Genomic DNA, 12742 nt, shown 5'->3' with positions numbered 1-12742 from the left:
TCAGCCTCAGAATGAAAAAGGCCATCCGGGATGGATGGCCTGATGAATTGAAATAGAGGTAATTCAATGAGGTGATATATAACTGAGATTTTTTTATTTTTTATCCTTTAACTGTGAATAGCCCCATGCCCTTACGCCAGGGATTGAATGCATACTCAATCTGAGTGACCCCAGATAGCTCAAGAACAACGTCGGATTGTCTGAATTAATTTTGAAGTTAGCTGTACCACCGCACAGGTCATTAAATATGAATGCAGCACTCTGGCTCCCGGTATAACCATCGAGAAGAGCGTGATTGCCTTTACAGAATTGCTGATTACCCAATTCAAGGTTGTAATTGAAGACAACCGGATAACCGGGCCATCCTTCTTTCAGGCTCGCTTTTTCCACCGAGCGGCTCCATAACTCCCCCAGACACTCCGCAATTTTATCGGCACTGGCGCTCTCAGCTATGTAAAACAACATGTAAATATAGGGCAGATTTGTGCGCTTTTCGTTGCACATCAGCCATGAATACCCGGCAACGCACTTCCCGTATTTAAGCACCCGCATGTGATTCAGAAACAGCTTCAGTGCAAAGTGAACCTTTCTGGCATGCTCAGGTCCTCTGTCGTCAGAATAAGCACTTTTCCCATCGAGAGGTGTTATCACAAACGAGAATTTCAGCGCTCTCACTGCCTCCCTGGCAGAGAGATTCCGGAATAACTCCCTAAACGATTTGTCTATGTTTTTCGCCTGACGAGCAGAGTAATAGCTGTTCATTTTTAAAACATACAAGTTATGTAAATAAACATACATTTTATAACAAAAACATTATAGGTCAATCAGTTACTAAAAATCCCTAATTGTGCGAAATTCATACAAAACCCCACTACCTACAGGCGTAGTACTACTTGTATTGAAACCTTAAACAGGGAACACTTTAGTGTTCTGAACGGTGTGTTTCTCAGAACGGCGAACATTTAATTAAGGTATTTAATGATATTTTATAGAGAAGAGATTTCGTAATTATCCACCGCCCTCCAGATCGATACCTCAGGCGGAGTGATCATTACAGTTCCACGAACTCGCCTTCATTTCAAAATTGATGCCCATGCCCATTCCCATGACGATTACACTCACATGGAGATTCAGACATGGCTTACCACGACATTACCGATATCAATCTTAACTACGTTCAGCACCGTACTCTGAAACGTAAGCTGCAACATCACCAGAACCAATTATTTGAGCGTTATTCCAAGTTGCTGATGCTGCGGGTGGACTTCTCCTACAAACGGGACAGTGATTCAAGGATTGAAGGCGATATTCATTCCACAGTGGCAGATATAACGCTATTGCTGCAAAGGTGCCAGGACATCAACGGGCTGGTGGGCTACGCATGGGTACTGGAGCATACCGAGCAGCATGGCTACCACATTCACGCTGCATTCTACTTGAATGGTCAGAAACGTCGCCGAGCTTGGGGAGTCTTTGAAGCGCTGAGAGATACCTGGAAGTACGTGACCTGGGAGGAAGGTTATTCATATCGTTGCGAGTCTAAGGAGCATTACAAAGTACGCGGAGAATGGGTGACGGCACATGACGATATTAAGGGACGTAAGGGCATGCAGTACATCCTGAACTATCTCAGCAAGCAGGATCAGAAAAGTCAGGGCGTTATTTGCCAGTTGAGTAGTATTCCTGCTGCACACGTATCTGGCAGGCGGCGAAAGACCAGTTAAAGCTCTCGGTTAAAAAATTACGCCAAGTCCTTATCGTTTGAAGGAGTTCGCCAATTTCCATTTTCCGGCTTCTTCTCCCATTTATTCAAGGAGAAAAAACGATGAGCACCACTACCGATTACCGCCTTCTTAACGACCGGTTCGTGGATATGACCTTTATCACCCAGTTGACCGGATTAACCGACAAATGGTTTTACAAGCTGATTCAACTGGGTGAATTTCCGAAGCCGATTAAGCTGGGTCGCAGTTCCCGCTGGCTGCAAAGTGAAGTCGAAACCTGGTTACAGCAACGTATCAATCAGTCTCGCCAGTAGCTACACGTTCTAAACACGACTCATATTCCCGCTAACAGCGTTGGGACAATCTCTTACGCTCAGCTCGTTATCGTCAGGAATGGAATCAATTTATGCGCTTTCTAAAATGCTATCTGGCTAACAATGCCAAAAATCGTTTTGTTAATGCAACTGAGGCTAGCCGCCAGCCCCAGGGTCACTGGACATGTACATCCTGTGGTTGCAGGTTAACTCTGCATAACGGATCGCAACATGAAGAAGCCTGGTTTGAGCATGATCGGTTCAGTATAGATTCAAGAAAACTGAAGGCATGTGCCTACCGGGACCCCGAAGAGAAAGAAGAAGAGAGGATTAAAAAACTACGGGAGAAAGTCTGTGCCAGCTACGTTCTTCCTAAACCGAACACCTGGTATTGCGTGTTGTGCCAAAACCACTATACAGGAAAGAAACTCTGCCCGGCGTGTAAAGACGGAATCTACAGTGTAGTCGTTGAAGATAATGGCTATGTACCTGAAGAAGAAGGTCATCGGAATAGTTAATTCAGGGCCGCTGCTCGTATCCCATCATTCCAGCCAGAAACAACACCTTTCAGTTCACTCTTCTTAATTAATTATTCCCTGAATAACAGACCGCTATCCGATTCCACGGAGGACACCGGCTGTCTGTTATTCAGCATGTTGGAGGCTTTCTAAATGACATGTAACACGACGCTATCCACGTTGCTGGATAAGTACCAAAGCCATCTTGACGACAGTGCTGCGCACGCCGTTCATCAGGGTATCAGTACGAGAAAAATTCATACTTTCCATCGGTTGAGATTGACGGCAGTTTCACTGCCAGACCAGCATAAGGCTCATCTGATTGTCCCCGCGAAACTAATGCAGACATCAAGAGTATCGCGTATTGAGGTTGCCAGCAGAGCCATTCTGCCAGTGGAAACCAGCCGCTACCTTCAACGGTATCCACTGCTGGGCGGTATTCTGATCAGTGAATGTGACCGGCTGCATCTGGATGAATTGGGTGACAGCCTTCAGCGGTTATTTGATCAGGAAAATGAACCCGGCATTCAGGAAACACTAACACTACTGTGCTGGTCTGAACTACTTAACGGCCTGTCTTATCATGAATGGACATCACTGGCTGATAAAACCGACAGACAGATTCAGGGGTGGATTAAGACCCGCCTACGCACTCAGCCAGCGCGTCGGGCAATGATTGACGAATACGTTTTCTTCGCCTGCTTTGGTTACTGGGCAGACTACCGATCTGCTTAATTTTCATACCGTTACGTGAACACTGATTCAGAGCGCTTTTGATCGGTAACGCCGATCGATATGATCGCATCGATCTATCAAAACGATTATCTTTTGATCGCCACCGTCGATAAGCTATTGCCGAGAATAACCATAACGTAATGTTTTATCTGTTTTTATTTCCATTATCGGGAAGGGCTGACTATTGCCTGTTATCCGGTAAATCAATAATCAGCAGATAAAATCCATCCCGTTGTTTTTGCCAAATCAGGACTGATGCGCAATGACCCCGATTACCTCTCTTCATTTAACGATACGGAATCAACAGGATAAATCGGCCACCCGATTGAGCCAGGCGATTGAACGGCTTTCATCAGGTCTGCGCATCAATGGCGCGAAGGATGATGCCGCCAGTCAGGCCATTGCCAACCGGATGACCGCCAATCTGAATGCCAACAGCGTCATCACTAACGGCATGAAAGACGGTCTCAGCCTGATGCAAACGGCCGAGAGCGGGCTAAGTGCCATCAATAACCTGATACAGCGCGGCAGACAGCTCGCGGTGCAGGCGGCAAACGGTACGCTGTCAGATAGCGACCAGACCAGCCTGAACGGTGAATATCAGCAGATTAGGGAAGAGATCGACCGTATCGCCTCATCGACTCAAATTTTTGGTCGTTATCCGCTGGCCCCCACTGAACCAGGCCCCCTGCCTGCCAAACTGGGCGACACGTTGCCACTGGCTGAAAAATTTCCTGTCCCCAATATCAATCATCAATTTCCTTCTGGGGTGATTTCGCTGGCTTACATTCCTGCTGGCGCAAAAAATATTACCATCACCATCGACTCATTAAGCGCCGATGACGATATCCAGCTCTTTGCGCGAGATGGCAGGCATCTGGCCGGTACGCCCGCAGAAGGCGCAGACGCCGATATTGTCTGGTCAGCAAACGGCGTAACGGATGAAAGCACCATGAATACCGCCGTGATTACGCAAGATAACGGCTTTTTACCCAATGCCACCTACTCGGCAGATTCGCTGCTGCAAGCCGGGGAATACAATATCAACACAGGGGCGCAGACCACTTATCAGGGTATGACCATCACCTACAGTGGTGATGGTGACCGCTTTGAAGATGCCAACACCGGGGGATTTAACGATGGGAATGTGGGGGCAGCAAACCGACTGGAAAAAATTCACATAGATGAGGGGACGGAAGATCTGATTATCATTGTGGTTGGCAGCGGCGTATTTAATAGCAGTGCAAGCTGGGATGAACTTCCCACACCGACAGAGCCTGCACCGCCACTGCCGCCCTCAGTGCCGATCAGCAAAGAAACGACGTTTGTCGTCGGGGCGAATTTTGGTGATGCATTGCAAACGGTCACCCTCACCCCAACGCCAGTAGATAGCCAATCGCTGGGACTTTCCTCTGTCATGCTGGGCACACCAGAGCAGGCCAGTGCGGCATTAATCACGTTCGATAATGCATTGAAAACGCTGGACGGTTACCGCAGTGAATACGGCAGCCAGATGAACCGCTTCGAATCCGTCACTACCGTGCTGTCACAGGAGAAAATTGCTACCACTGCCGCCCGCTCCCGCATATTGGATGCGGATTATGCCCTTGAGGTTTCCGCAATGACAAAAGCCCAGATCCTACAGCAGGCATCGATGGCCGTCTTGTCGCAAGCCAATCAGCAGTCGGGAAACGTATTAAAGCTGTTACAGGGATGATGCGTCGTCAGATATCACTTTGCTATTTTTCTACTGAACCACTATCGCCATGAGCATTGAAATATTCAGCCGCTGCCCTTTCACCACGGCGGCGTTTACCTGTCTGGGAAATAAGGATGGCGGTAATGTACCCATCACTGTTGTTGATATTGAACACGGTATCGACATGACGCTACTGACGCACATCATTACCGACCGTCAACGGGCATTCATTATTATTCTAAATAACCGTAAACATACACCCGTGATGGTGGCTAAAAAGGTATTGCTGTTATCAAAACACGCATCGATGAGTACGATTAAAAAAGTGATCTCTGCCCTGTCATCGTTCAGAGAAATAAAAGGCAAGACGATATCGTTATCACCGAATGAGAAAATATTTTTCGGCTATTGGCTGGACGGAATAGCAATAAAAACCATCGCAAAGAAAATGGCGATAACCCATAAAACCGCCAACAATATGAAAAATAATATCTACAGGAAATATGGCATAAAGGATCTGCTCACCTTTTTACTCATCGCCAGAATCTCACATATGCAAAGTATTACTGACGCCGAAAATCACAGGGTTATCTACGTTGATAAGGTGGCATGATACAAGGTTCTGAGAGCAACAAGACGCTTGAACCCCACTGATTTTGCGAGCATTATCGCAATATATTCCCTTTTAGTTTGTATTGCGTATGCCATCTGTCCAGGAACTTCAAACCGCAATTTCCAATATGTCTATATGGCGTAAAGGTGATCAACGTGCGCCTCATAAGCCATTGTTGCTGCTTTATGTTCTATCGGCCTACCAACAGGGACACCCGCGCCTGTTTCACTATGGCGACGAAATCCGTCCGCAGCTCTTGGCACTTTTGAACAGCTTTGGGCCACAGCGGCGTGCTCATTACCCTGAAATGCCTTTCTGGCGGTTGAAGGGAGATGGCTTTTGGCAGTTGCAGAACGACGAGCATTGTTCACCGCAGAAAGGGAGTAAAGAGCCGCCAAATCGTGAGCTGATTCAGCACGGTGTCATGGGGGGATTTGATGAAGTCAGCTATCAACTATTATGCAAACAACCTCAACTTATCGATAAACTCGCTCAGCAGATTTTAAGCGAGCATTTTCCTGAAAGTGTTCAGGAAGTCATTGCCAACCGTCTGGAACTATCGCTAGATGATGTACGCAAGTCTCGTGATCCTCATTTCCGTCAAACGGTACTACGTGCGTATCAATACCGCTGTGCGGTCTGCGGTTATGATTTACGGCACGATACAACGCCTGTCGGCCTCGAAGCGGCACACATCAAATGGAAACAATACGGTGGCCCTTGCACCGTGACCAACGGGCTTGCCTTATGCTCGGTACATCATTCTGCATTTGATATTGGCGTTATCGGTATTGATGACAGTATGAAGTTGATGGTTTCTGAAGGTGCGAATGGCAGCAAGATCGTCGAAAGGCTATTCTGGGATTTCGAGGGAAAATCGCTGTTTCTGCCTAAAAAGCGGGAGTATTACCCGCTTGAGCGGTTTGTGGAATGGCATCGGGGTCAGGTTTTTAAAGGTATCTGAGTTGTTTTAGAAAAGGAAATAGTACTGGCAAACCAAAATACTACAGCATCAAACCAGTCCATTTTGGGCTGCCTTGACATAAAAATATGTGTAGTATTCAAATTACCATTTATAAAAATATGTTACCTAAAACACGACATCTCTAATTTATTTTTTGGATAATAATTAAAGAGCTATGATGGCCGAAACTTCTCTCAGCAATGATATTCTCCGCGCTTGGCAGCGTATAGAGTTTTTCCAGCCTTATACACTGGAAGAAAGAAAGAATAGTTTGCAAATATCGTTTAAAGAGCTTAGCCAGAACAAAGATACGCAACTTCCTTGGCTTTCTGCTGATCTATGTAAACAGCATGAAATCCCACCGAAAGCGTCATACTGCATCCACATCGGACTGTTCGATAAAGGAATAGCCAATACTGTTAGCCAGAAGGTGTTTGGGCCAGATACCGAACTTAATACAGAAGAGCAAGAGCAAAGGTTAGATCAGGAAGGAACCACCTGTTTTGCTAAACTCCAGTTGGACCCAGAAGGTGTGCCTGTGCTGGATAAGTTATCTATAAGTTCTCTTCCATGGGCACTCGGACATTTGGAAAAAGAACGCTTTCAATTAATTAATTCTGAGTCTTTTGCTACGGGGTGCCAGCAACTTGCTAGTACGCTTAGAAACTTTAGCGCGACATTAAAACCGGTTCGTGAGAATGGCCCCGGAGTACTGCGGGCTGATGACATTTTCACGCTGCTCACGGCGCATTTAGTTGCATGGGCAGACTTTGAACCCAAATGGGAATATGTTTTACAAATCGACTGGTTTGAGAAAAAAGGTAACATATCCGAAGCACTGCAGGAAGAAGAGGATGAAACGGAAGAAGACGTTAGTGAAAACGATAAAAGCTTAGTACTACCGATCTTAAACAGCTTCTTCTTTGAAGACATTGAACTCGTCATCGCGGCTATAAAACGAAATGATGAGTGTAAAGCACTCAGAACTTACCTTGCAGACAATGCGCCGCGCAATGCCGATCTGTACTCACAAAATGGCCTCGCCTCGATCATTGATAAATTGCAACCAGCGAACATGCCTCATGGTCGCTGGCCCTCTCCTCCTGAACATGCTATGTCATTAATGCAGCAGTTTGCAATTAACACCGCAATAGAAGAGCTTGTTGATGGCGGCTTGCTTTCTGTCAACGGCCCTCCTGGGACGGGGAAAACAACTCTGCTACGCGACTTGATAGCACATAATGTGGTTGAAAGGGCAAAGAAACTATCTCGATTTAAAGACGTTGATGACACTCTAAATAGTGACGGTTTTATTGTACACGCACTCACCGGTTTTGAAATGGTTGTTGCCTCCTCGAATAATTCTGCGGTAGAAAATATATCGAAAGAGTTACCGCAGAAGAAATCTCTGGCCGAAGAATTTCGCTCGCTGAGCTATTTAGCGCCAACGGCAAACCAGATCGCGGCAAAGTATCGCCCCAAAAGTGAACATAAAAAAATCAAAGAAGGGCCGAGAAAAGGAAATTTTCATCATCTTTTCCAACCCCTTAAGGATGAAGCTCAATGCTGGGGAATCATCTCCGCTGCGCTCGGGAAAAAAGATAATCGAACTAAGTTCACTCAGCGTTTGTTTTTTGATGAGCATTTTGAACGCGGCACTCAGTCTGAAATATCACGTCCTAATAATGAGGATTTTCTCAGCCTATGGCGCTGGAAGCATTACCATGCCTCGATATCTTTTGCTGAAGCTAAAAAACAATTCATCAACTGTGTCAAACAAACAGAGGCATTACAACAACAGTTAATTACCTATGCCATTCTACTCAGCAAGCAACCTGACGATACTCTTGACACCTTATCTCTGAAATTGGCTGAAATTACAAAGTGTCATGAGGAACGTCTACGTGAGTTAGCGCTTACCGAAACACAACTGTATGCGGCAGATACACAGATTCAATGCCTAGAACAGCAGCAAAAAGACTTCGAAAGTAATAAACCGGGCTGGTTAACTCGCTTAATAAACCGCAAACGCTTTATTCATTACCAGAATTCACAACATGCGATAACACTTGACCTATTAAAGCAGCGAGAGATACAGGCCGGGTGTGTCCAGAAAGTAGCTGAACAGCTCAAGTGGTGTACTGACATTGAAAAAACAAAACGAGGTATTGAGCAAGATATTGCCAATATTGTCCAGCAACAGAGAAACGATCAGGAAACGTTGCTCTCATTGAAGGCACAATTTCCCGATATCGTGCTACCGGCCCACACTCAATCGATTGATGATGCTACTTTGCAACGCACAGCATTCTGGCAGAACGAGCAGATAAACCGTCAACGTTCAGCATTATTTGTTGCCGCAATGGAACTACATCAGGCCTGGCTTTACGAAGCATTGGGAATTAAGCGTTTTCGAAATAGAGTTTATAGTATTAAGGACTTTCTGGCCTCCCCCCACACGGAGACAACGCCCATACTCTGGTGGCAAACGCTATTTATGATAGTACCCGTCATTTCCACCACTTTTGCCTCAATTGGCCGCATGTTCCATGGTGTAAAAAACGAAGAACTCGGCTGGTTGATGATCGACGAAGCTGGACAAGCACCGCCACAGCAGGCAGTTGGTGCTATCTGGCGCGCTAAGCGCGTTTTGGTGGTTGGCGATCCATTGCAGATCGAACCTGTATTCACTACTCCGCAACCGTTGGTTGAACGCCTTTGTCTGGATGTACTTCAGGAACATGCTAAAGATTGGAATCCGGGCATGCTTTCAGTACAACAAGTTGCCGATCGTGTTAATTCATGGGGATGCGAGTTACATGTAATGAATAGGTCTATATGGATAGGTATTCCCTTATGGGTACATCGACGCTGTATTGAGCCGATGTTCAGCCTGTCTAATAAGATGGCCTATGATAACAGGATGATTCATGGGGTTGATACTGACAAAATTGTTAGCCAATCGATAAACAATGTAATTCACAATCATTGGCTGGCTTCTACTGGTGGTCAAGGAGAAAAACAGTATCGTGATAGCCACGGTAATGATTTCCTTATTCTTTTAGATCGCTTGCTGGCAGAGAACGTGCAGCTCAATTCTATCTATGTCATTACACCGTTCAAAGCAGTTAAAACGGGCATTTTACAACTGGTCGAACAGCGGAGTATAAAAGTTTGGAGACAGCATACTCCTCTGATAAAGCAGCAAGAAATCAATGATTGGAAGAGTAAATGTATCGGTACTGTCCATACATTTCAGGGTAAGGAAAATGATATTGTTATTTTTGTCCTAGGCTGCGACGAGAATAGTGACGGTGGCGCTAAATGGGCGGCAAGTAAGCCAAATCTGTTAAATGTGGCCCTTACGCGTGCTAAAAAAAATATCTTTGTAATCGGTAATCCAAATGTATGGCATGGATTACCTTGGTTTCAGGATCTAGCGAATAAACTACCAACCGAGTACTAAGATACTGAGTAAATACCATATCTAAGGGCATATTCTTTAAACGGGAGGACATATGAGGCTAGAGCTGGCAAAAAGTTTGGAGTTGAAAAGAGACATGACAGCAGTAGAGGCCGATAAATTATTTACGCAAGGCCTTGTCACATCCAAACACCTTTTTGAATGTCCAGAACCGAATTGTCATGCCCAAGTTACATGTGCCAATCTTGATCGGCCTAAGCGGCTGCGTAAGCGTGACCCCTATTTCAAATTTGTCTCTGAACATACTCGTGGATGCCGGCTGGAAGAACAAACTGACGATGAGTTTCGCCGGGTGCAGCACACGAAAGATGATCCCGAAGCCCTGCCCTTTATCCGTGATGATGTTGTTGAACTTGTTTTATCTGCGCCCAATAAGCGCATTACACATGACCTTACATCAACTGAGGATAACGAAGGCTCAATAAAACGTGCAAAGCGCATGGGGATAAACGAAGATGATGAAAATCAACAAAAACGACGCTCCCGAAAACGCTTGTCTGGATTAGCGGATGCCTTTATTGCTAAAGAAAATTTCTTCCTAGAAACGGCTGAAGGAAGAATTCATTTAAGAGATTTTTTTATTCGAGTTGATGATAGAAAAGATCTGAGCGAACATCCGGATGAACCGAGGATTTATTTTGGGAAAGCGTGGATAAATAAAAAAGATGACTATTATTTAGTTCGTTTTGCAAACGAGATGAGATCTGGTGATGTAAAGTGTAAACCAACTTTTTTCATTCCTGCTCGGCTCGTTGAACGCTCAGATTATCAAAGAACATCCAGAGAGGCTTTAGACAAAATAGCAATGAGCAATCCATCAAAGCCACTTTATTTATTCATTTTCAGCGAACTCCCACCAGTTAAAGATAATAATGCTAATTATATCAATTTTAAACTAGATGACCTTACGTATCTTTATTACCGTCTTTGGGGGAAAGGTAAAGCTTGATATGCTTATTGATTAAAAAACATACCACTCACTAAAAGTACGTAATGACTCTATAGACAGCCACACGATAAGTTATAAATCAGAAGTAAGACGATATGCCAGGAAAATACTGGCCGGGAATCCTCATTGGCGGAGGTACTAAAACCTGTGGGACTACAGCTCTATCACTACTAATTCAAGGCGGCCCATAACCACCAAAATAATATTTAACGAACTCTGGACTGACATCGCGGTTAACAGATAAAGTAATCCGCTTTTCACCGTTTATTTGGTTTACCGATATGGATTTGGTAATGTCCAATTTCTACGAACACCAAGATTTATATCACCCGTAGTCCGCTCTTTACGGATGAAATACGCATTATGCAATCAGTATTGATGAAAAAGACGTTCAACACGGATTTTATACTCGGACGGCAAAACATGCTAAAAGCCAACCGGTAGCTACACCACTCTAATGAGAGATAAAATGAATACCGCTGAGGACTTCAACCGGCTTTATGCCGATGTAGGGCGTAACATTGAGCAAACATTAGCTGATATTGCAGGGCTTCATGTCGAGAACGAAGATGGCAAAAAGCAGCTTAATGCGATGACGGCGCAACTACAGATTCTGCAGGATACTTTCAACCAGAAGTTGGCCTACCTGCAGCAACATGCCGAGTGGGATAAATTTACCCTCGCGTTTTTTGGCGAAACCAATGCGGGCAAAAGCACTATTATCGAATCTCTTCGGATAGTGTTTGATGAAACCTCCCGCCGACAATTGCTGCAAAACAATAAAAACGATTTACAAAAAGCCGAGCAAGCACTGCGCGATAATTTGACGCAATTACGAAGCGATTTAGGTCGAGTTTACAACGAAGTGGCCGATAAAATTAGTGCTATCAGTTTTTCTGCCATCCAACTGCGGCAAATCATTGCCAATGAAAGCGCCTTACGACTAAAAATGGAAGAAGAGGCGAATAAATCACGTCAGTTGCTAGAACAAAATGAAAGCCAGTCACGCCTGCAAATTTTGCAACAGCAAACAAGTAGTAAGGCGCGTGCAACCCTGTTTGTCACCGCAGTTGTGGGGATAATCGTTGGCGCTGGAGTGGTGGTGCTGACTAATCTGCTGGTGGGGCACTGGGGATGAGTGATGCACTGTATCTTACAGAAGATAGTTCTGAACAGCTGGTTGATGCAGGCCCCAGCGAACGTAAATCGGCGCTCAACATTCAGCAGTTGTTGGAGCAAAGTTTGTCTCGTCTTATCAAGTCAATCATTCATACGGAAAAATTAAAAAATACGGCAAAGCACGTCGATGGGTTGATTATTGGCACTGGTGAGTCGGATTTTACCAAAGGTAACACCCACTACACCTTACATATTGCCGAGCATTATGGTTTGAGTGCACTGCATTCGCTGGCAGAAAGTGCAGATCCATGGGCTCAGCTCTTCGCGCTTGCGGCAAGCCAGCGCAAAGGAGGCCAGTCGGATCTGATTCCCTACTGGATTTTTGAAGAAGGGACCTCTCGCGTCGAACGCCGGGTTCCCCTGCTACCGTACAGCAAAGAAAGTATCAAGTTTAAAAGCCTTAAACGGGATCTGGCACTCTACCGCATTGTCTTCGGTCAGCCGCGCCAGGAAGATTTGCTGTGCGGCCTGAAACACAGTGGCTATGAGTCTTTAACGGATATGGCGCAGTGGCTTATTTCTCTTGAACCACCAAAGGTATGATGCTCCTGAGCGTGAAAAAC

12 protein-coding genes are annotated in these 12742 nt (G+C 45.3%); 11 read left to right on the top strand and 1 reads right to left on the bottom strand.

Translation table 11 applies throughout. The features are described from left to right. Positions 1 to 93: 93 nt before the first annotated feature. On the bottom strand, positions 94 to 762 hold the full coding sequence (locus tag MYB54_RS07735) for a hypothetical protein (RefSeq protein ID WP_248721771.1): 669 nt from the start codon (positions 760 to 762) through the stop codon (positions 94 to 96). Between the two features lie 374 nt (positions 763 to 1136). On the opposite strand from MYB54_RS07735, the gene MYB54_RS07730 reads away from it, so the two are divergent. From MYB54_RS07730 to MYB54_RS07675, 11 genes are all read left to right on the top strand, one after another. Beyond that, complete coding sequence (locus MYB54_RS07730) at positions 1137 to 1724, top strand: YagK/YfjJ domain-containing protein (protein ID WP_248721770.1); 588 nt, start codon at positions 1137 to 1139, stop codon at positions 1722 to 1724. Between the two features lie 101 nt (positions 1725 to 1825). Then, complete coding sequence (locus tag MYB54_RS07725) at positions 1826 to 2038, top strand: helix-turn-helix transcriptional regulator (RefSeq protein WP_248721769.1); 213 nt, start codon at positions 1826 to 1828, stop codon at positions 2036 to 2038. A gap of 92 nt (positions 2039 to 2130) precedes the next feature. Continuing rightward, a complete protein-coding gene (locus MYB54_RS07720; RefSeq protein ID WP_248721768.1) occupies positions 2131 to 2556 on the top strand; it encodes a putative zinc ribbon protein in 426 nt (141 codons plus the stop codon). A 153-nt stretch (positions 2557 to 2709) separates the two neighbouring features. Further along, entirely contained in the window at positions 2710 to 3291 is a 582-nt protein-coding gene (locus MYB54_RS07715) for a hypothetical protein (RefSeq protein WP_248721767.1), read from the top strand. A gap of 262 nt (positions 3292 to 3553) precedes the next feature. After that, positions 3554 to 5008 (top strand): flagellin N-terminal helical domain-containing protein, encoded by a 1455-nt coding sequence (locus MYB54_RS21970; protein ID WP_305883904.1) that lies wholly within the window; start codon positions 3554 to 3556, stop codon positions 5006 to 5008. Positions 5009 to 5057: 49 nt separating this feature from the next. Continuing rightward, positions 5058 to 5603, top strand: coding sequence for a helix-turn-helix transcriptional regulator (locus MYB54_RS07700; RefSeq protein ID WP_248721766.1), 546 nt, complete (start codon positions 5058 to 5060; stop codon positions 5601 to 5603). A gap of 88 nt (positions 5604 to 5691) precedes the next feature. After that, complete coding sequence (locus MYB54_RS07695) at positions 5692 to 6567, top strand: phosphorothioated DNA-binding restriction endonuclease (RefSeq protein WP_248721959.1); 876 nt, start codon at positions 5692 to 5694, stop codon at positions 6565 to 6567. A gap of 178 nt (positions 6568 to 6745) precedes the next feature. Further along, positions 6746 to 10033, top strand: coding sequence for a DEAD/DEAH box helicase (locus MYB54_RS07690; protein WP_248721765.1), 3288 nt, complete (start codon positions 6746 to 6748; stop codon positions 10031 to 10033). 52 nt (positions 10034 to 10085) lie between these two features. Beyond that, a complete protein-coding gene (locus MYB54_RS07685; RefSeq protein ID WP_248721764.1) occupies positions 10086 to 11000 on the top strand; it encodes a hypothetical protein in 915 nt (304 codons plus the stop codon). A gap of 469 nt (positions 11001 to 11469) precedes the next feature. Next, the gene (locus MYB54_RS07680; protein WP_248721763.1) at positions 11470 to 12138 is read left to right on the top strand and encodes a hypothetical protein; all 669 of its coding nucleotides are present in this window, start codon (positions 11470 to 11472) and stop codon (positions 12136 to 12138) included. After that, positions 12135 to 12722, top strand: coding sequence for a hypothetical protein (locus tag MYB54_RS07675; protein ID WP_248721762.1), 588 nt, complete (start codon positions 12135 to 12137; stop codon positions 12720 to 12722). The genes MYB54_RS07680 and MYB54_RS07675 overlap by 4 nt, the downstream gene beginning before the upstream one ends. Positions 12723 to 12742: the final 20 nt, after the last annotated feature.

The sequence above is a fragment of the Pectobacterium nicotianae genome (genome assembly GCF_023272715.1).
GTDB lineage: Bacteria > Pseudomonadota > Gammaproteobacteria > Enterobacterales > Enterobacteriaceae > Pectobacterium > Pectobacterium brasiliense.
Note: the sequence above shows the minus strand (reverse complement) of the source record. Positions and strands in the feature narration are given on the sequence as shown.

Excerpts from the sequence above, each read along its gene's own strand:
- MYB54_RS07735 (WP_248721771.1), bottom strand. The coding sequence starts at position 762 with ATGAACAGCTATTACTCTGCTCGTCAGGCGAAAAACATAGACAAATCG.
- MYB54_RS07730 (WP_248721770.1), top strand. The coding sequence starts at position 1,137 with ATGGCTTACCACGACATTACCGATATCAATCTTAACTACGTTCAGCAC.
- MYB54_RS07725 (WP_248721769.1), top strand. The coding sequence starts at position 1,826 with ATGAGCACCACTACCGATTACCGCCTTCTTAACGACCGGTTCGTGGAT.
- MYB54_RS07720 (WP_248721768.1), top strand. The coding sequence starts at position 2,131 with ATGCGCTTTCTAAAATGCTATCTGGCTAACAATGCCAAAAATCGTTTT.
- MYB54_RS07715 (WP_248721767.1), top strand. The coding sequence starts at position 2,710 with ATGACATGTAACACGACGCTATCCACGTTGCTGGATAAGTACCAAAGC.
- MYB54_RS21970 (WP_305883904.1), top strand. The coding sequence starts at position 3,554 with ATGACCCCGATTACCTCTCTTCATTTAACGATACGGAATCAACAGGAT.
- MYB54_RS07700 (WP_248721766.1), top strand. The coding sequence starts at position 5,058 with ATGAGCATTGAAATATTCAGCCGCTGCCCTTTCACCACGGCGGCGTTT.
- MYB54_RS07695 (WP_248721959.1), top strand. The coding sequence starts at position 5,692 with ATGCCATCTGTCCAGGAACTTCAAACCGCAATTTCCAATATGTCTATA.
- MYB54_RS07690 (WP_248721765.1), top strand. The coding sequence starts at position 6,746 with ATGGCCGAAACTTCTCTCAGCAATGATATTCTCCGCGCTTGGCAGCGT.
- MYB54_RS07685 (WP_248721764.1), top strand. The coding sequence starts at position 10,086 with ATGAGGCTAGAGCTGGCAAAAAGTTTGGAGTTGAAAAGAGACATGACA.
- MYB54_RS07680 (WP_248721763.1), top strand. The coding sequence starts at position 11,470 with ATGAATACCGCTGAGGACTTCAACCGGCTTTATGCCGATGTAGGGCGT.
- MYB54_RS07675 (WP_248721762.1), top strand. The coding sequence starts at position 12,135 with ATGAGTGATGCACTGTATCTTACAGAAGATAGTTCTGAACAGCTGGTT.